This is a genomic window from Streptomyces sp. BoleA5 (assembly GCF_000373665.1).
Lineage (GTDB): Bacteria > Actinomycetota > Actinomycetes > Streptomycetales > Streptomycetaceae > Actinacidiphila.
The window spans coordinates 1-17,197 of the sequence record NZ_KB892094.1 but is presented as its reverse complement, the minus strand read 5'-3'; the positions used below and the strand labels follow the sequence as shown (position 1 = coordinate 17,197).

The following is a 17,197-nucleotide window of genomic DNA, read 5'->3' as shown; positions in this document are numbered from 1 at the left end:
CAGCGAGCACCGGGCCGAGCACCCGAGGGAGCCCCGCATTGCCCAGGACCACTCAGCTGCGGACGTACACCAGCCGGAGATGCTCGACGCCTGACTCGGCCTGTGGCACGCGGAGATCGTGCCGCCGCGCCGTGCTCACGGCTTCGAGATCGGCCAGGCCTGGGTGGACCGCGGACACAGCCGGTTCGTCTGGCTGATCGCCTACGACGGCGAGGACGGCTTCGCCGCGGGCGACACCCGGTACCGGAACAGCCCCGAACGCGAACGGATGCCGCTGCAGCCCGAGGACTACCTCGTCGGCAGTGAGGTCCGCGACGTCGAACCCGCCTGAGCCGCCGCCCACATCGCGGCCGCCACCCACACCGGCAGCCACGCGGTCGCCACCAGGGCCCCCGCCCCGGCCGCCGCACCCGCGACGCCGATCCCCCGGCGCCGCGCCCACACGGACCCTGCGCCGCCCACCACCAGCAGAGCCGCCACCACCGGGACCGGCACCAGCCCCGCGTACCGCGGCACGCCCACGTCGCCGTACGCCGCGACGCCCACGCTCACCAGGACCAACGCCATCAGGCCGGCGATCCACCACGGCCCCTGCCGCCGCGCGGCCAGCCGCAGCCCGGCCCACATCGCCACGGTCGCCAGCCCCACGTCCAGGCCCTCGGCGCCCCAGCTCGCGCCGAGCGGCATCGCACCGGCCACCATTCCCACGGCCAGTCCCGCCACGATCCCCGCTCCGACGCCCTTATGCGGCATACGGAGCGTCTTCCCCACCACGCGCCCCACACGCCCGCCCCGCCACGGGAGCCCACCTTTTCGGCGGACGCGGGACCGGGCCGGCACCGCGCGGCACGGCCTGATCACGAGCAACCGAATCGACTTGGCACGGGTCCTCGGGGCCTGCCAGGATTCGGCTCCTCAGGGATGGAACGACGTGGCCGACGCCGTCGGTTACCTCGTCCACCGCTGGGACCGCGACACCGGCCGCTACGAGAGCGTCACCCCGGAGCCGTCACCGGCACCGCCTGGACCGACACCACCGCCGCCCGCGGCACCACCCACTTCTACGGGGTGCGCGCCGTGTACGCGGACGGCACGGAGTCGCTGCCCGGCGGGGGCCACGCGATCCTGACGCCGTGACGTCCCAGGACGACCGGGAAAAGCCAGGCCTTGCGATTTTCGCAAGGCCCGCCTTACTCTGTAGGCATGGACCCGTTTGTCATCGAACGCGTACGCACCGTGATGGACGCGGCGGCGATGACCAAGGCCGCTTTCGCCCGGTCGGTGGGGCTCACGCCCGACAAGCTGTCGAAGTCGCTGAGCGGCGTGCGCCGCTTCACCTCGCTCGACCTGGCGCTGATCGCCGAGGCGGGCGGCACGACCGTGGACTGGCTGCTGACCGGCACCGAGCCGCTGCGCCCCGCGCTCGCGGCCCGTACGCGCGGCGACACCGCCGCCGACCCGGCGGGGGCGCAGGAGGTCGCGGCGCGGTTCGCCGCCGCCTACGAGGTGCTGGAACTGCTCGGTCGTGCCGCGCAGTTGCCGCCCGTACCCGAGGTGGACGCGACGGCGGACCGGTACGCGGCGCAGGGCGAGCGGCTGGCGGCCGGGGTGCTGGAGCTGCTGCCGGCTGCGGAGCTGGGCACGGACGAGCTGATCGCGGCGATGGAGGACCGCTTCGGCGTGGACGTCGCCCTCACCGCGCTTCCCCAGGGTGTGGACGGTCTGGCGTGGCAGGCCGACTCCTTCCGCCTGGTCCTCCTCGCGCCCACCGACCTGTGGACACGGCAGCGCTTCACCCTGGCCCACGAGCTCTGCCACATCCTCGCCAAGGACGCGCGGAGCGTGGTCGTGGAGTCCCGGGTCGCCCCCGGCAGGCAGAAGGACCTGGCCGAGGTGAGGGCCAACGTCTTCGCCTCGCATCTGCTGATGCCCGCCCGGGAGTTGACGCGGGCCGCGGCGAAGGAGGCGGCCGGGGGCGGACTCTCGGACGCCGGCTTCCAGCGCCTGGTCGTCCGCTTCCGGGTCTCGCCGAGCGCGCTCGCGGCCCGGCTGCACCAGCTGGGGCTCGTCGACGCCGCCCACCGCAAGCGGCTGCGCGCCCTCACCACGGAGGCCTGCCACCTGCTCGCCGGCGCCGGTGACGCCTACCAGAAGCAGGCCTCGCGGGCCTCGGCGGAGCGTTTCCCGCCCCGTATCGCCTCGGAGTTGTACAAGGCCTACCTGGCGGGGGAGACGACCCTGCGCCCGCTCGCCGCGCTTCTGGACACGGACGTGGAGCGGCTGCACGATCTCCTCGCGCCCGAACCGCCCCCGGGCAACGGCGTCGAGCAGCAGGACGCGGAAGAAGGGGATCCGGTCTTCCAGCCATGACCACGTGGTGGTTCCCCGACAACACCGTCCTGTGCAACTTCGCGGCCGTCGACCGGCTGCTCCTGCTGGAGAAGGTGCTGGACGGCCGCGGCCGCTGGACCCAGGCCGTGGCCTGGGAGGCCGCCCGCTCCGCGCGCTTCCTGCCGCGGCTGGCCGGTCTCGGGGAGGCCGGATGGCTCGGCGAGCCCGTGGAGATCACCGACGGCGCCGAGTTGCGGGAGGTCGACCGGTTGCGCCGGGCCGCCTTCGGCGGCTCGTCCCACCAGCCGACCAAGCACCTCGGCGAGGCCGAGACATGTGTGCTGATCACCCGCCGCCGCGAGTTCCGGGGCGCGGTCTGGATCACCGACGACCGCTCGGCCCGCGACTTCGCGCGACGGCGCGGCATCACCACCAAGGAGACCTTCGACCTGATGCGTCAGGCCTGCGCCGAGGGGTTCGTGCCCGCGGCGGAGGGCCACCGCCTGCTGGAGGCGATGGTCGCCTCGGGGCGTCATCTGCACCACGTCTCGCGCGGCCCCGCCGACCTGCTCCCCTAGGCCGTGTCGCCCCATGAGCGGCCGCCGCTCACTCCGGCCGCTTGGGCCGCCACACCACCAGCGCGGAGGTCTGCTGGACGTCCTGGTAGGGCACCAGGTCGCGCCGGTACGAGGCGTGGACGGCGGCCTCGCGCTGCTGCATGGCCACCGCCGCGCCCTCGAGTGCCGCGGAGAGCTCGGCCACCCGCGACTGCAGGGCCGCCACCTGGTTCTCCAGTTCGATGATGCGCTTGATGCCGGCCAGGTTGATGCCCTCGTCCTGGGAGAGGCGCTGGACCTCGCGCAGGAGTTCGATGTCACGAGCGGAGTAACGGCGTCCCCGCCCGGCCGTACGGTCGGGCGAGACCAGTCCGAGACGGTCGTACTGGCGCAGCGTCTGCGGGTGCAGCCCCGAGAGCTGGGCCGCCACCGAGATGACGTAGACGGGGGATTCGTCGGTCAGCTCGTACGGGTTGCGACCCCGCCCACCACGCATGCCGCCGCTCGTGTTCATCAAGTCAGACTCCCTTCGCGGCCTGGAACAGCTCTGCCCGCGGGTCGGTGTCCGCGGTCGCCTCCCGGTACGCCTCAAGGGCGTCCAGCGCCTTGCCCTCGGTGGCCGCCGGGACGGCGACCTCGATCGAGACCAGCAGGTCCCCGCGGGTGCCGTCCTTGCGGACCGCGCCCTTGCCGCGGGCCCGCAGCGTACGCCCGTTGGGCGTGCCCGGGGGCAGCTTCAGGGTCACGGGGGGACCGCCGAGCGTCGGGACCTTGATCTCCCCGCCCAGCGCCGCCTCCACGAAGGTGACGGGCACGGTGACGGTGAGGTTGTCGGCCTTGCGGCCGAACACCGGGTGCGCGTCGACGTGCACGGTGACGTAGAGGTCGCCGGCCGGGCCCCCGCGCTCACCCGGCGCGCCCTTGCCGCGCAGCCGGATGCGCTGCCCGTCGGTGACGCCGGCCGGGATGCGCACCTGCATGGTGCGCGCCGAACGGGCCCGGCCGCTGCCGTTGCAGACCTCGCAGGGGTCCTGCGCGATCAGGCCGCGGCCCTTGCAGTCGGTGCACGGGTCGGTGAGCGAGAAGCTGCCGCTGCCGCCGCGCGAGACCTGGCCCGTGCCGACGCAGGTCGGGCACACCCTGGGCGTGCCGTTCTTGTCGCCGGTGCCGGAACAGGCCTTGCAGGGGGCCTGGCTGGTCATCTTCAGCGGAACGGTGGCGCCGTCCACGGCCTCGGTGAACTTCAGCGTCACCTCGGTCTCGATGTCCTGGCCGCGCCGCGGCTGGGTACGGGTGGTGGCGCCGCCGCGGTTGAACAACCCGCCGAACACGTCCCCGAGGCCGCCGCCGAAGCCGCCGCCCTGGGGGGCCGTGCCACCGGGGGCACCGCCGAAGAGGTCACCGAGGTCGAAGCCGAACCCGCCCGCGCCGGCCGGGCCGGCGCGGAAGCCGCCGTTGCCGAAGAGGGCGCGGCCCTCGTCGTACTCCTTGCGGCGCTTGGCGTCCGACAGGACGTCGTTGGCCTCGGAGATCTCCTTGAAGCGCTCCTCGGCCTTGGCGTCGCCCTTGTTGGCGTCCGGGTGGAACTCGCGGGCGAGCTTCCGGTACGCCTTCTTGATCTCCGCCTCGGTGGCGTCCTTCGGGACGCCGAGGACCTTGTAGAGATCCTTCTCGAACAAATCCCTGCTGATGCTCATCCCCGGCGTCCCTCCTTCCTCACATGACCTACGTCAGCCCTGTTCGGGGCCACCGTTCTCCTCGTCCGCCGTGTCATCGTCCTTCTGCGGGCCCTGCGTGCCGGGCTGGGGCTCGGCGACGGCCACCCGCGCGGGGCGGATGGTGCGTTCACCGATGCGATACCCGGGCTGCAGGATCTGCACGCAGGTGGTCTGCGTGACATCCGGCGAATAACTGTGCATCAGGGCCTCGTGCACCAGCGGGTCGAAGGGCTCGCCCTCCTTGCCGAACTGCTGCAGGCCCAGCTTCGCGGCCACCGTCTCCAGCGACTCGCCGACCGACTTGAAGCCACCGACCAGTTCCTTGTGGTCCCGGGCGCGACCGATGTCGTCGAGCACCGGGAGCAACTCGGTGAGCAGGTTCGCGACCGCGATCTCGCGGACCGCGATGCGGTCCCGCTCCACCCGGCGGCGGTAGTTCTGGTACTCCGCCTGGAGCCGCTGGAGGTCCGCCGTGCGCTCACCGAGCGCCGTCCGCACCTGGTCCAGCTGCGCCTGCAGAGCGACGTTGACGTTCGCGTCCCCGGCCGGGCCCGCCGGGCCCGCCTGGTCGGCGGGTCCGGCGCCGGGCCCCGCCTCGCCGGGGGACTCCCCCGGCGAGGTGGAACCGGCCTCGGCAGAGGGGACGACAGGCTCCTCCTCGAAGCCCGGGGTCTCCTCCGTCACGCGGCACCGTCCTTCTTGTCCTCGTCGACGATCTCGGCGTCGACGACGTCGTCGTCGGCCTGGGCCCCGCCCTCGGCACCGGCGGCACCGGTCGCGCCGCCCTCGGCCTGGGCGTTGGCGTACAGCGCCTGGCCCAGCTTCTGCGAGGTGGCGGCGACCTTCTCGGTCGCCTCGCGGATGGCGGCGGAGTCCTCGCCCTTCAGCTTCTCCTTCAGGTCCGCGACGGCCGCCTCGACCTCGGTCTTGACGTCACCGGGGACCTTCTCCTCGTTGTCCTTGAGGAACTTCTCGGTCTGGTAGACGAGCTGCTCGGCCTGGTTGCGGGTCTCGGCGGACTCGCGGCGCTTGTGGTCCTCCTCCGCGTACTGCTCGGCCTCGCGCATCATGCGGTCGATGTCGTCCTTCGGCAGCGCCGAGCCACCGGTGACCGTCATGCGCTGCTCCTTGCCGGTACCGAGGTCCTTGGCGGAGACGTGCATGATGCCGTTGGCGTCGATGTCGAAGGCGACCTCGATCTGCGGGATGCCGCGCGGGGCCGGCGGGAGACCGGTCAGCTCGAACATGCCGAGCTTCTTGTTGTACGCCGCGATCTCGCGCTCGCCCTGGTAGACCTGGATCTGCACCGACGGCTGGTTGTCCTCGGCCGTGGTGAAGATCTCCGAGCGCTTGGTCGGGATCGTGGTGTTGCGCTCGATCAGCTTGGTCATGATGCCGCCCTTGGTCTCGATGCCGAGGGACAGCGGGGTCACGTCGAGGAGCAGGACGTCCTTGACCTCGCCCTTGAGCACACCGGCCTGGAGCGCGGCGCCGATGGCGACGACCTCGTCCGGGTTGACGCCCTTGTTGGCGTCCTGACCGCCGGTCAGCTCCTTGACGAGCTCGGCGACGGCGGGCATACGCGTCGAGCCGCCGACGAGGACGACGTGGTCGATCTCGGAGAGCTGGATGCCCGCGTCCTTGATCACGTTGTGGAACGGGATCTTGCAGCGCTCCAGCAGGTCCGTGGACAGCTGCTGGAACTGGGCCCGGGTGAGCTTCTCGTCCAGGTGCAGCGGGCCCTCGGCGGACGCCGTGATGTAAGGCAGGTTGATCGAGGTCTCGGTGGACGAGGACAGCTCGATCTTCGCCTTCTCGGCGGCCTCGCGCAGACGCTGCAGCGCCATCTTGTCCTTCGACAGGTCCACGCCGTGACCCGAGGCGAACTGCTTCACCAGGTAGTCGACGATGCGCTGGTCCCAGTCGTCACCACCGAGGTGGTTGTCGCCGTTGGTGGCCTTCACCTCGACGACGCCGTCGCCGATCTCCAGCAGCGAGACGTCGAAGGTGCCGCCACCGAGGTCGAAGACGAGGATGGTCTGGTCGTCCTTGTCCAGGCCGTACGCCAGGGCGGCGGCCGTGGGCTCGTTGACGATGCGCAGGACGTTCAGGCCCGCGATCTCGCCGGCCTCCTTGGTGGCCTGGCGTTCCGAGTCGTTGAAGTACGCCGGGACGGTGATGACCGCGTCGGTCACCTTCTCGCCCAGGTACGCCTCGGCGTCCCGCTTCAGCTTCTGCAGGATGAAGGCGCTCATCTGCTGCGGGTTGAAGTCCTTGCCGTCCAGGTTGATCTTCCAGTCGGTGCCCATGTGGCGCTTGACCGACCGGACGGTCCTGTCGACGTTGGTGACGGCCTGGCGCTTGGCGACCTCGCCGACGAGCACCTCGCCGTTCTTGGCGAAGGCGACGACGGACGGCGTGGTCCTGGCGCCCTCGGCGTTGGTGATGACGGTGGGCTCGCCGCCTTCGAGAACGCTGACGACGGAGTTAGTCGTGCCCAGGTCGATGCCGACCGCACGTGCCATGGTGGAACCCTCCAGCTGCCTACTTGAGTGGAACTGGCTCAAGGGTGCCCCACACCTCCGTTCCTGTCAACAGACCTGAGTCGTGGCGACTCAACTTATGGGCCACCCCTCCGCGCACGGGCGGCCACGGCGAGCGACCGCAGGGTCCCTTCGTGCGCCTCCACGGACTCCGGAGGCCCCACAGCCCCGGCGGGGCCGAGGAGAGGCGCCCCTCAGCGACACAGATCACCGGCGGCGCGGCTGCGCACGCACGCCGATACTGGGTAGTCTCAGGAGAACCACATAAGTTACTGCTTAGTATTCAGCCGGGCACAGCCCCGAGCCTCCCCTCTCGCAGGTCCGAGGAGCCCCGAAATGCAACTCGCCGCGATCATCGTGTCGCTGGTACTCGCCGTGGTCGGCGTTGCGCTGTTCAGCCGCGCCATCGCCCAGATCTACCGGTTCGTACGCCTCGGCCAGGACGTCCCCGCGGGCACCCGCACGGACGACTGGCGGGCGCGCACCGTCACGGTGGTCCGGGAGTTCCTCGGCCACACCCGTATGAACCGCTGGGGCGTGGTCGGCGTCGCGCACTGGTTCGTCGCCGTCGGCTTCTTCTCGCTCGTGCTCACCCTGGTGAACGCCTTCGGCCAGCTCTTCGAGGCCGAGTGGGTGCTGCCGGTCATCGGCCACTGGCTGCCGTACGAGGTGTTCGTCGAGTTCATCGGCCTGATGACCACGCTCGGCATCCTCACGCTGATCACGATCCGCCAGCTGTCCCGGCCGGGCCGGGCCGGCCGCAAGTCCCGCTTCGCGGGCTCCAACACCGGCCAGGCCTACTTCGTCGAGTCCGTCATCCTCATCATCGGCCTCGCGATCATGACCCTGCGCGGCCTGGAGGGCGCCCTGGCGGGGGTGCACGGCTACGAGGCCGCCTACTTCGCGTCGTACCCGCTGGTCGCGGCCTTCAGGGGGCTGAGCGTCGGCACGCTGCAGAACCTCGTCTACCTGACCGCGATGATCAAGATCGGGACGTCCTTCGTCTGGATGATCGTGGTCTCGCTCAGGACCGACATGGGCGTCGCCTGGCACCGCTTCCTGGCCTTCCCCAACATCTGGTTCAAGCGGAACGCCGACGGCGCCGTGGCGCTCGGCGCCCTGCTGCCGATGGCCTCCGGCGGCAAGCCGATCGACTTCGAGGACCCGGGCGAGGACGACGTCTTCGGCGTCAGCCAGGTGGAGCAGTTCTCCTGGAAGGGCATCCTCGACTTCTCCACCTGCACCGAGTGCGGCCGCTGCCAGTCGCAGTGCCCCGCCTGGAACACCGGCAAGCCGCTCTCCCCGAAGCTGCTGATCATGTCGCTGCGCGACCACGCGCACGCCAAGGCGCCCTACCTGCTCGCCGGCGGCGGCAAGACCGCGGAGGGCGAGGAGAAGGCGGGCGAGGAGCAGCTCGCCGGCGTCCCCGCAGCCGCCCTCGCCGAGGCCGAGCGCCCGCTGATCGGCACCGCCGAGGAGAACGGCGTCATCGACCCGGACGTCCTGTGGTCCTGCACCACCTGCGGCGCCTGCGTCGAGCAGTGCCCGGTGGACATCGAGCACATCGACCACATCGTCGACATGCGCCGCTACCAGGTCATGATCGAGTCCTCGTTCCCGTCCGAGGCGGGCACGATGCTCAAGAACCTGGAGAAGAAGGGCAACCCCTGGGGCCTGCCCAAGAAGCAGCGGCTCGCCTGGGTCAAGGAGGTCGATTTCGAGGTCCCCGTCGTAGGCGAGGACATCGAGGACCTCACCGAGGTGGAGTACCTGTACTGGGTCGGCTGCGCCGGCTCCCTGGAGGACCGCGCCAAGAAGACCACCAAGGCCTTCGCCGAGCTGCTCCACATCGCGGGCGTCAAGTTCGCGATCATGGGCGGCGAGGAGAACTGCACCGGTGACTCCGCCCGCCGCCTGGGCAACGAGTTCCTCTTCCAGCAGCTGGGCGCCGAGAACGTCGCCATGCTGAACATGGCCTTCGGCGAGGACGACGAGGACGAGAGCACCAGGAAGCCCAAGGCGCAGAAGAAGATCGTCGCCACCTGCCCGCACTGCTTCAACACCCTGGCGAACGAGTACCCGCAGCTCGGCGGCGAGTACGAGGTCATCCACCACACCCAGCTGCTCCAGCACCTGGTCGACGAGGGCAAGCTCGTCCCCGTCACCCCGGTCGAGGGCATCATCACCTACCACGACCCCTGCTACCTGGGCCGCCACAACAAGGTCTACACGCCGCCGCGCGAGATCATCGCCAAGGTGCCGGGCCTGCGGAACGAGGAGATGCACCGCCACAAGGAGCGCGGCTTCTGCTGCGGCGCCGGCGGCGCCCGCATGTGGATGGAGGAGCGGATCGGCAAACGCATCAACAACGAGCGCGTCGACGAGGCGCTGTCCCTCGACCCGGACATCGTCTCCACCGCGTGCCCGTTCTGCCTGGTGATGCTCTCCGACTCCGTCAACGGCCGGAAGAACGAGGGCAAGGCCAAGGAGTCGCTCCAGGTCGTCGACGTCTCCCAGCTGCTGCTCGACTCCGTGAGGACCCCGCTCGACCCCGACGGCGAGCCGGAGACGGCGGACGAGCCGCAGCCGGAGCCCGCGACGTAGCACCTCCCGCGGACGCACGTGGGAACGCCGGTGGGCGCGTACGGATCCCGTACGCGCCCACCGGCGTTCGTGTGCTCCTCCCGCTCCCCGGCGTCCTCAGCCGCCGATGCCGGACTGCCGCAGCAGCGCCGCGAAGGAGACCGGGTCGAACAGCTTCTGCAGGTCGGCCTGGGACACCGCCTTACCGTCGATCTTCACGTAAGGGGTGCCCGTGGCACCGCTCTTGACGAAGGCGTCCTCGGACGCGGTCACGAAGTCCGCGTGGGACTGCTCGCGCACCGCGGAGTCGAAGGCCGCCCCGCGCAACCCCTTCACCTTTCCGGCGAGTTCCAGCAGGTACGCGTCGGTGAAACCGTCCACCTGCTCCTGCGGCTGGTTGGCGTAGAGCAGCTCGTGGTACGTCGCGAAGGCGCCGGTGCCCGCCTCCACGGACGCGCGCAGGGCGCCCGCGGCCTTCTTGGAACCGCTGCCCTTGAGGTTCTCGTCCAGGAACGAGGCCAGGGTGTACTGCAGCTTGACCTCACCGGCCTTCGCCAGCGCCGCCAACTGGGGCCCGGCGGACGCCTCGAACGCCTTGCAGATCGGGCAGCGCGGGTCCTCGTAGATGTGGACGGTCCTCGGCGCCGCCGGGTCGCCCACCGTGATCGTCGTCCCGTCCGACTCCAGGCGCGCGGGCAGCGCGGCCAGCACCGCGGGGTCCGCCTTCACCGGCACGTCGCCCACGGCGGAGGACGAGGCGGGGGAACTCGCGGCCGCCGGAGCGTGCGGGGAACCGGAGTCGGTGGTCAGCAGCCCGCAGCCCGTCACCGCCAGGGCCACCAGCCCCGCGACCGCCGCGCCCGCCGCGGCCCGCGCTGAGGTGCGCGCGGTCCCGCGCGCGGCATTCCGTACGGCCCTGACAACCATCGGCACTTCCCGTCCCTTCGATCCGCTACGCCCCGAACGGTAGGCCTTCGCGGGCCCGCATGCCCAACCGCGCACCGGCCGTCCGGCGCCCCCGAGGACGTTCACCCCGGATGCACCCGGACACAACCTTCCGGCCACCCGCGGTGTCACACAGTCACCAGTTCCTCACCCGATGGGAGCCGCCGTGCGTGTCCGCGTCCTCGCCCTTGCCCTCACCGCGACGGCGGCCTGTCTCGCCCTGCCCTCACAGACCGCCGTGGCGGCGTCACCCGCCAAGCCGTACGACTTCAACGGCGACGGCCACCCCGACCTCGCGATCGGCGTGCCGGACGGCACCGCGGCCGGCAAGAAGGCCGCCGGGTACATCGCCGTGATCCCCGGCTCCGCGAACGGCCCCCGCACCTCGGCCCGCACCACCGTCAGCCAGTCCACCGCGGGCATCCCCGGCTCCTCCGAGACCGGCGACCGCTTCGGGGCCCGGCTGACCAGCGGCGACCTCGACAGGAACGGCTACGCGGACCTGATCGTCGTCGCGCCCGGCGAGGACCTGTCCGCCCTGGAGGACACCGGCCGCATCACCGTCCTGTGGGGGAGCGCCTCCGGCTTCACCCGCGGCACGATCCTGCCCGGGTCGGTCGCCTACAAGGGCACGGGCTTCGCCGGCCTCGCCACGGCCGACGTCGACGGCGACGGGAACCTCGACATCGTCACCGGCAACAGGGGCGACGAGAGCGGCGGCCTCTCCGTGGCCCTCGGCCCGTTCGCCCCCGGCCGGGCACCGGCGGCCCTCACCACCGTCACCGACGACGGCATCCCCCACTTCGTCAAGCGCATACGCCTCGCGGCGGGCGACATCGACGGCGACGGCCGCACGGACGTGGCCGTGGCGTACAACGGCCTCGAAGGCGGCGGCACCGCCTACCTGCGCGGCACCCCGGCCGGGCTGGTCCGGGCACCGTCCTGGTACGGCGAGACCACGGGCGAGTCCCTGGCGGTCGGCGACTTCGACGGGGACGGCCGCGCGGACCTCGCTGTCGGCCTCGCGGCCTTCGGCGCCCATGACACCGAGGAGCCGTGGGTGCCCGAGCATCCGCTTCCCACGCGTGCCGGCGGCATCGTCCGCGTCCTGTACGGCAGTGCCCAGGGCCCCGCCGCCACACGGCTCCCGGTCGATCTCGACCAGAACACGGCGGGCGTGCCCGGCAGCGACGAGGCCGGCGACCGCTTCGGCCTGACCCTGGCGGCGGCGGACCTCACCGGCGACGGCCGCGCGGACCTCGCGGTCGGCGTGCCCGGCGAGGACGTCGGAGCCGTGGTCGACGCGGGCAGCGTGACCGTGCTGCTCGGCTCCCCCTCCGGCCTGTCCACGGCCGGTTCCCGGGCCGTCCACCAGGACACCGCAGGGGTGGCCGGGGGCGGCGAGCGCGGCGACGGCTTCGGCGGCGCCACCGGCTGCGGGCTCCTCCTGCGCGACCTGAACCGCGACGGACGCGCCGACCTCACCGTCGCCGCCACCGGCGAGGACGCGGGCAGCGGCCGCGTGTGGACCCTGCGCGGCACCGCCACCGGGATCACCACCGCGGGTTCGGCCGCCTTCTCCGCGGCCGGCCTCGGGCTGCCCGGCCCGACCGGCGGCCTGGCCTTCGGATCGACGCTCTGCCCCTGAGGTGCCGCCGTCCGGCGGACGCTGAATCTGTCACAGCTTGGCAGCAAAGCCCCTCCCGGGGCGGGGGTCACCGTCCTCCGCCCCCGGGACCGGGTACGTTCGAAGCGTGGCTGGATTCAGGAACGGACGCGGACGGGACGGGGACGTGCAGCACCCGCATCAGCAGTACGGCGGCAACCCGCAGCAGAACACCTCGCCGGGCGGGCGGCAGCCCCACCACGGCTTCGCGCCGGCCGCCGAGGGCGAGCCCGAGTACTTCGGCTCCGCGGCGTCGACGCCGACGTACGACGACAACCCCGGGCACACCCGCGCCTTCTCCATCGGCGACGCGCCCGACGCCTACGACCCCTACGAACCACAGTCCCCACAGCCGGACCAGGTGTCCACCTACCGCGCGGGCCACACCACGGCGCCCCCGGCCGGCCCCCGGCTCCGCTGGAAGCCGCTGCTGAGCGGGATCGTCATGCGCCCGTCCGCCACCTTCTGGCAGATGCGCGACTACCAGGTGTGGGGCCCCGCCCTCATCGTCACCTTCCTCTACGGGCTGCTCGCCGTCTTCGGCTTCGACAGCGCCCGCGAGGACGTACTCGACGCCACGCTCTCCAACAGCGTCCCGTGGGTGGTGTGCACGGCCATCGCCGTCATCCTCTGCGGCCTGATGCTCGGCGCCGTCACCAACGCCCTCGCCCGCCAGCTCGGCGGCGACGGAGCCTGGGCGCCCACCGTCGGCATGGCGATGCTCATCACCTCGCTGACGGACGCCCCGCGACTGGCCTTCGCCGTCTTCCTGGGCAGCGCCAACAGCTTCGTCCAGTTCCTCGGCTGGGCCACCTGGCTCGGCTGCGCGGCCCTGCTGACCTCCATGGTCTCCAAGTCCCACGACCTGCCCTGGCCCAAGGCCCTGGGCGCGGCGTCGATCCAGCTGATCGCGCTGCTGGTGCTCTTCAAGCTACCGGTGATCTGAGGCCGTCCGCCGCGCCCCTCCGGCGCGCGCGAGACGGACCACAGGTAAGGGGCGCCACTCCTTGAGTGGCGCCCCTTACCTGTGCGCCCGTCCGGTGCCCATGGCCCTTGCCGCCGCCGGTCAGGCGTCGAAGATCTGACCCTCACGACGGACGACGGGGCCGTCGACGCTCCAGGGGAAATTGATCCACTCGTCGGTGCGCTTCCAGACGTAGTCGCACTTCACGAGCGAGTGCGACTTCTCGTAGATCACCGCGCTGCGCACCTCGGCGACGTGTTCCGCGCAGAAGTCCCGGACGAGCTTGAGCGTCTTGCCCGTGTCGGCGACGTCGTCCGCGATCAGGACCTTCTTGTCCGAGAAGTCGATCACGTTCGGCACGGGAGCCAGCATCACCGGCATGTCCAGCGTCGTCCCGACCCCGGTGTAGAACTCCACGTTCACGAGGTGGATGTTCTTGCAGTCCAGCGCGTAGGCGAGACCGCCCGCCACGAACACCCCGCCACGGGCGATCGAGAGCACGATGTCCGGCGCGAATCCGTCGTCGGCGATCGTCCGCGCCAGATCCCGCACCGCCTGCCCGAAGGCCTCGTACGTCAGGTTCTCCCGCGCCGGCCCGCCCATGCGCTCAGACCTGCGTCCGGTGGAAGTTCAGGTAGGAACGCGACGGCGTCGGCCCCCGCTGCCCCTGGTAACGCGAGCCGTACTTGTCCGAGCCGTACGGGAACTCCGCCGCCGAGGTGAGGCGGAACAGGCACAGCTGCCCGATCTTCATGCCCGGCCAGAGCTTGATCGGCAGCGTGGCGACGTTCGACAGCTCCAGCGTCACGTGGCCGGAGAAACCGGGGTCGATGAAGCCCGCGGTCGAGTGCGTCAGCAGCCCCAGCCGGCCGAGGCTCGACTTGCCCTCCAGACGCGAGGCGATGTCGTCCGGAAGGGAGATCACCTCGTACGTCGAGGCCAGCACGAACTCCCCGGGGTGGAGGATGAACGCGTCGTCCTTCTCCGGCTCCACCAGCCGCGTCAGGTCCGGCTGCTCGACGGCCGGGTCGATGTGCGGGTACCGGTGGTTCTCGAACACCCGGAAGAAGCGGTCCAGCCGGACGTCGATGCTCGACGGCTGCACCATCGACGGCTCGTACGGGTCGATCCTGACCCGCCCGTTGTCGATCTCGGTCCGGATGTCCTTGTCAGAGAGAAGCACGCAAGCAGGTTACGCGGGGACGGGGCTCCGGGCCGAATCGAGCCGACCCGGCCCGGAGCCCCCACGTCACGCCCGACCTGCGCGTCAGGACGTCCGCTGCTACTTCCCGATGTCAGCCGCCACGGGGACGGCGCTGCGCAGCCGCGCACACCGCGGACACCTGATCAACCGCCCGGGGCCGAGTCTTCCGGCGCCCAGGTTCTGCATCGGGAACGTAGCGGTGCTGAAAACGTGCCCTTCGGCACAACGAACGACGGTGCGATCCATCGCTCCCCTTCTCCCCGGTACCTCAACGACGAAAGCCACATTAGGGGATGAACCCACCCCCGCCTCACGCGGCACTCCGCCCTCTCGGGCACCTCGGGTCCCCCTCACCGTACGCCCCCCGCACCTCCCGGCGCACACCTTTCGAAGCAACACGAAGGCCCCGGGCAGCATGCGTCCGGGGCCTGGCATGGGGTACAGTGTGCGAGGTCAGAAGCCTCAACAGGCGTCTTACGCGGGTGTAGTTTAATGGTAGAACATGAGCTTCCCAAGCTCAGAGCGCGGGTTCGATTCCCGTCACCCGCTCCAGCAGAAAGCCCCAGGCAAGCAGCCCGGGGCTTCTTTGTTGTCTAGACCGGATCAAGCGTCTCGTGCCAGATCCGTGCCAGATGCCGTGTCATCTGCCGCCGCACGCCGCTCGCGGACCAGGCGATCCAGGCCGGCCGCGACCTCCCTCTGCCGCTCCAGATCCGAGTGCTGATAGATCAGCGCGGCCCGCTCCGTCGACTGGCCCGCACGCACCATCGTGTCCTTGAGCGTGGCGCCGGAGCGGGTCGTCAGGGTGTGCCCGGTGTGACGAAGATCGTAGAAGCGGAAGCTCTCCGGCAGCCCGACGACGGCACGGGCCTTCCGCCACTTTCGCCCGAAGGTGGACCGGCGGAACGGCTTGCCCTTCTCCCCCACGAACAGCAGCCCGTCGGCGCCCTTCTCTGCGTACCAGTCGAGATGCCGCCGCAGCTCGATACGCACGAAGGCCGGCAGGACCACGAGCCGCCTGCCCGCTTCGGACTTGGTGGGTCCCTCGGCACGCTTGCCGGTCGTCAGCTCGGGAGCGGCCTGCCGGACCCGGACCGTCAGGGTGTCGAGGTCGACGTCTCCGCGGCGGAGCTCCGCTTGCTCCTCCGGGCGGAGCGGTCCGTAGGCGGCGAGGTAGACCATCAACCGCCAGCGCGGGCCGAGCGCCTGAGCGAGCGCGTCGACCTGGTCGACGGTGGCGACGGGCCGTTCAGCCGCGGACTCCTTGCCGGCGCCCCGAATACGACAGGGGTTCCGCCGGATCAGTTCGTCCTCTACGGCCGTCTCCATCACTGCCTTGAGCAGTCGGTAGCTCTTGGCGATCGTGGTTTCCGCACCCGTGACGTCGAGCCGTTCGGACCGCCAGCTCCGGACGCGCGGGGCGGTGATCTTATCAAGGTCCAAGTCCCCAAGGTTGGGCAAGATGTGCAGGCGGAGCAGTCGTCGGTACAGCTCATCGGTGGTCGGAGAGAGACGACGCTCCTTGACCCAGCGGAGGGCGTACTCCTCGAAGTTGACCGCGCCCGTATCCGGGTCCTGCCAGTCGCCACGGCGGATCTCAGTCTGCTTCTCCGCGAGCCAGTCGTCCGCGTCCCGCGTCGTCTCGAAGGTGTCAGGGGCCGGCCGCATCACGCCGTCCGGGCCCGGATAGCGCACCTGGTAGCGACCGGAGGGCAGCTTTCGGACCGCGCCGAAGGTACGACGCCTTCCCTTCCTGTTGGCCATCAGGCAGCCCTCCCCTGGCGAGCGCGAGCCCGGCGAATGGGCTGCACAGTGTTGCTCTCGATGTAGGTAGCCAGGGCACCCGCCGGAATGCGCACGTGACGCCCCACCTTCACGAACGCGATGCGGCGTTCGGCGATCAGCCGACGCGGGAAGCGGGCGGTCGTACCGAGGCGTTCGGCGGCTTGCTCAACGGTCAGCAGAACGTCGCTCACAGCAGGTCTCCTTCCGTGGCGCGGAGGTCTTGCAGGGCTTCGCGGGCGGTTTCGCGGTTGGTCTGGATGTCGCGGTGGATGGTGGCGGCGAGGAGGGATTCGCCGGGGGTGTGTCCGTGGCCGGCGTAGGCCCAGTGGGCGAGGACGAGAGTGGTGGCCTCCGGGGAGTCGTCGGGGTCGGGCAGGCCGAGGGCTTGGCGTTGTTGGGCGGCGCGGTAGTCGGCGCGGACCTGGCGCAGGGCACCGAGGGTGGTGGAGTAGCGGCGGGATTTGGTGGAGAAGTGGCCGCGGAAGCCGAGCATGTGGGCCCAGTCGAGGAGCTTGCGGTCGGGGTAGAGGCGGTGGAGGTCGAAGCAGGCTTCGATCAGCCGCCGCGGGTGCGGGGGAACACCGAGGAGTTCGAGGGCTTCGCGGTTGCCGACCCGGCGGTCAACGGTGCCGGTGGTCTCGGCGGCTTTGGTGGCGTACTTGGCCACGTAGGAGGCCACAGCCTGCTCGGTCAGCTCCCCGTCCGTACCGGCGTCGGCGGACCGGATAGGTTGCACGTCGAGCTGGGTGCCCCAGCGCAGGGTGCGAGCAGGCTGATTCTCAGCGGCAGGGACGGGAACGGTGACGCGGCGTGCGGCGGCGTGAATGGCGTCGGTGAGCAGGTCGAGGGTCGCCCACGGCGGGGGCGGTGAGTCGGGTCCGTCCGGGCCGTCGAAGCGGAC

Annotated in this window: 17 protein-coding genes and 1 tRNA gene; 7 read left to right on the top strand and 11 right to left on the bottom strand. The window is 71.1% G+C overall.

Annotated elements, in window-relative coordinates; all coding sequences use genetic code 11:
• Positions 1 to 118 precede the first annotated feature (118 nt).
• Positions 119 to 331: a hypothetical protein gene (locus tag B085_RS41895; RefSeq protein WP_018558358.1), complete on the top strand. Its 213-nt coding sequence runs from the start codon at positions 119 to 121 to the stop codon at positions 329 to 331.
• Here the strand turns inward: B085_RS41895 and B085_RS45535 are convergent.
• Positions 289 to 753: a hypothetical protein gene (locus tag B085_RS45535; RefSeq protein WP_158689702.1), complete on the bottom strand. Its 465-nt coding sequence runs from the start codon at positions 751 to 753 to the stop codon at positions 289 to 291. The genes B085_RS41895 and B085_RS45535 overlap by 43 nt on opposite strands.
• A 450-nt stretch (positions 754 to 1,203) precedes the next feature.
• Between B085_RS45535 and B085_RS0109570 the strand changes: the two genes are divergently transcribed.
• Together B085_RS0109570 and B085_RS0109565 are read left to right on the top strand one after the other, a co-directional pair.
• Complete coding sequence (locus B085_RS0109570) at positions 1,204 to 2,370, top strand: ImmA/IrrE family metallo-endopeptidase (RefSeq protein ID WP_106434905.1); 1,167 nt, start codon at positions 1,204 to 1,206, stop codon at positions 2,368 to 2,370.
• A complete protein-coding gene (locus B085_RS0109565) occupies positions 2,367 to 2,909 on the top strand; it encodes a hypothetical protein (RefSeq protein ID WP_018558355.1) in 543 nt (180 codons plus the stop codon). The genes B085_RS0109570 and B085_RS0109565 overlap by 4 nt, the downstream gene beginning before the upstream one ends.
• A gap of 28 nt (positions 2,910 to 2,937) precedes the next feature.
• Here B085_RS0109565 and B085_RS0109560 read toward each other — a convergent pair whose 3' ends face one another.
• From B085_RS0109560 to dnaK, 4 genes are read right to left on the bottom strand one after another with little or no spacing between them, the layout of a single operon-like run.
• Positions 2,938 to 3,402, bottom strand: coding sequence for a heat shock protein transcriptional repressor HspR (locus B085_RS0109560; protein WP_018558354.1), 465 nt, complete (start codon positions 3,400 to 3,402; stop codon positions 2,938 to 2,940).
• A 4-nt stretch (positions 3,403 to 3,406) separates the two neighbouring features.
• Entirely contained in the window at positions 3,407 to 4,585 is a 1,179-nt protein-coding gene (dnaJ, locus tag B085_RS0109555) for a molecular chaperone DnaJ (RefSeq protein ID WP_026250853.1), read from the bottom strand.
• Positions 4,586 to 4,618: 33 nt separating this feature from the next.
• Entirely contained in the window at positions 4,619 to 5,290 is a 672-nt protein-coding gene (gene grpE, locus B085_RS0109550; protein WP_018558352.1) for a nucleotide exchange factor GrpE, read from the bottom strand.
• Positions 5,287 to 7,131: a molecular chaperone DnaK gene (gene dnaK, locus B085_RS0109545; protein WP_018558351.1), complete on the bottom strand. Its 1,845-nt coding sequence runs from the start codon at positions 7,129 to 7,131 to the stop codon at positions 5,287 to 5,289. Before dnaK ends, grpE begins: the two co-directional genes overlap by 4 nt.
• Before the next feature lie 354 nt (positions 7,132 to 7,485).
• Between dnaK and B085_RS0109540 the strand changes: the two genes are divergently transcribed.
• Positions 7,486 to 9,753, top strand: coding sequence for a (Fe-S)-binding protein (locus tag B085_RS0109540; RefSeq protein ID WP_018558350.1), 2,268 nt, complete (start codon positions 7,486 to 7,488; stop codon positions 9,751 to 9,753).
• 96 nt (positions 9,754 to 9,849) lie between these two features.
• Here the strand turns inward: B085_RS0109540 and B085_RS41885 are convergent, their stop codons facing one another.
• Positions 9,850 to 10,659 (bottom strand): thioredoxin domain-containing protein, encoded by an 810-nt coding sequence (locus B085_RS41885; protein WP_018558349.1) that lies wholly within the window; start codon positions 10,657 to 10,659, stop codon positions 9,850 to 9,852.
• A 184-nt stretch (positions 10,660 to 10,843) separates the two neighbouring features.
• Here B085_RS41885 and B085_RS0109530 point away from each other — a divergent pair, with 184 nt between their 5' ends.
• Together B085_RS0109530 and B085_RS0109525 are read left to right on the top strand one after the other, a co-directional pair.
• The gene (locus tag B085_RS0109530; protein WP_158689701.1) at positions 10,844 to 12,325 is read left to right on the top strand and encodes an FG-GAP and VCBS repeat-containing protein; all 1,482 of its coding nucleotides are present in this window, start codon (positions 10,844 to 10,846) and stop codon (positions 12,323 to 12,325) included.
• A 106-nt stretch (positions 12,326 to 12,431) separates the two neighbouring features.
• Positions 12,432 to 13,289, top strand: coding sequence for a Yip1 family protein (locus B085_RS0109525; protein ID WP_026250852.1), 858 nt, complete (start codon positions 12,432 to 12,434; stop codon positions 13,287 to 13,289).
• A 120-nt stretch (positions 13,290 to 13,409) separates the two neighbouring features.
• Here B085_RS0109525 and B085_RS0109520 read toward each other — a convergent pair whose 3' ends face one another.
• Positions 13,410 to 13,910: a phosphoribosyltransferase gene (locus B085_RS0109520; protein WP_018558346.1), complete on the bottom strand. Its 501-nt coding sequence runs from the start codon at positions 13,908 to 13,910 to the stop codon at positions 13,410 to 13,412.
• A gap of 4 nt (positions 13,911 to 13,914) precedes the next feature.
• Complete coding sequence (gene dcd / locus B085_RS0109515; protein ID WP_018558345.1) at positions 13,915 to 14,490, bottom strand: dCTP deaminase; 576 nt, start codon at positions 14,488 to 14,490, stop codon at positions 13,915 to 13,917.
• 499 nt (positions 14,491 to 14,989) lie between these two features.
• Between dcd and B085_RS0109510 the strand changes: the two genes are divergently transcribed.
• Positions 14,990 to 15,063 (top strand) — tRNA-Gly (locus B085_RS0109510).
• 51 nt (positions 15,064 to 15,114) lie between these two features.
• Here B085_RS0109510 and B085_RS0109505 read toward each other — a convergent pair.
• The 3 genes from B085_RS0109505 to B085_RS41880 form a co-directional block, all read right to left on the bottom strand.
• Positions 15,115 to 16,275 (bottom strand): tyrosine-type recombinase/integrase, encoded by a 1,161-nt coding sequence (locus B085_RS0109505; protein ID WP_018558344.1) that lies wholly within the window; start codon positions 16,273 to 16,275, stop codon positions 15,115 to 15,117.
• Positions 16,275 to 16,487 carry an excisionase family DNA-binding protein gene (locus tag B085_RS0109500; RefSeq protein ID WP_018558343.1) on the bottom strand — a complete coding sequence of 71 codons (213 nt, stop codon included), beginning with the start codon at positions 16,485 to 16,487 and terminating at the stop codon, positions 16,275 to 16,277. Before B085_RS0109500 ends, B085_RS0109505 begins: the two co-directional genes overlap by 1 nt.
• Positions 16,484 to 17,197 (bottom strand): replication initiator (locus tag B085_RS41880; protein WP_018558342.1); only part of this gene is annotated, 714 nt, incomplete at its 5' end. The genes B085_RS0109500 and B085_RS41880, both read right to left, overlap by 4 nt.

Coding starts and splice junctions, on each gene's coding strand:
- B085_RS45535 (WP_158689702.1), bottom strand. CDS start 753: ATGCCGCATAAGGGCGTCGGAGCGGGGATCGTGGCGGGACTGGCCGTG.
- B085_RS0109570 (WP_106434905.1), top strand. CDS start 1,204: ATGGACCCGTTTGTCATCGAACGCGTACGCACCGTGATGGACGCGGCG.
- B085_RS0109565 (WP_018558355.1), top strand. CDS start 2,367: ATGACCACGTGGTGGTTCCCCGACAACACCGTCCTGTGCAACTTCGCG.
- B085_RS0109560 (WP_018558354.1), bottom strand. CDS start 3,402: ATGAACACGAGCGGCGGCATGCGTGGTGGGCGGGGTCGCAACCCGTAC.
- dnaJ (WP_026250853.1), bottom strand. CDS start 4,585: ATGAGCATCAGCAGGGATTTGTTCGAGAAGGATCTCTACAAGGTCCTC.
- dnaK (WP_018558351.1), bottom strand. CDS start 7,131: ATGGCACGTGCGGTCGGCATCGACCTGGGCACGACTAACTCCGTCGTC.
- B085_RS0109540 (WP_018558350.1), top strand. CDS start 7,486: ATGCAACTCGCCGCGATCATCGTGTCGCTGGTACTCGCCGTGGTCGGC.
- B085_RS41885 (WP_018558349.1), bottom strand. CDS start 10,659: ATGGTTGTCAGGGCCGTACGGAATGCCGCGCGCGGGACCGCGCGCACC.
- B085_RS0109520 (WP_018558346.1), bottom strand. CDS start 13,910: ATGGGCGGGCCGGCGCGGGAGAACCTGACGTACGAGGCCTTCGGGCAG.
- B085_RS0109505 (WP_018558344.1), bottom strand. CDS start 16,275: ATGGCCAACAGGAAGGGAAGGCGTCGTACCTTCGGCGCGGTCCGAAAG.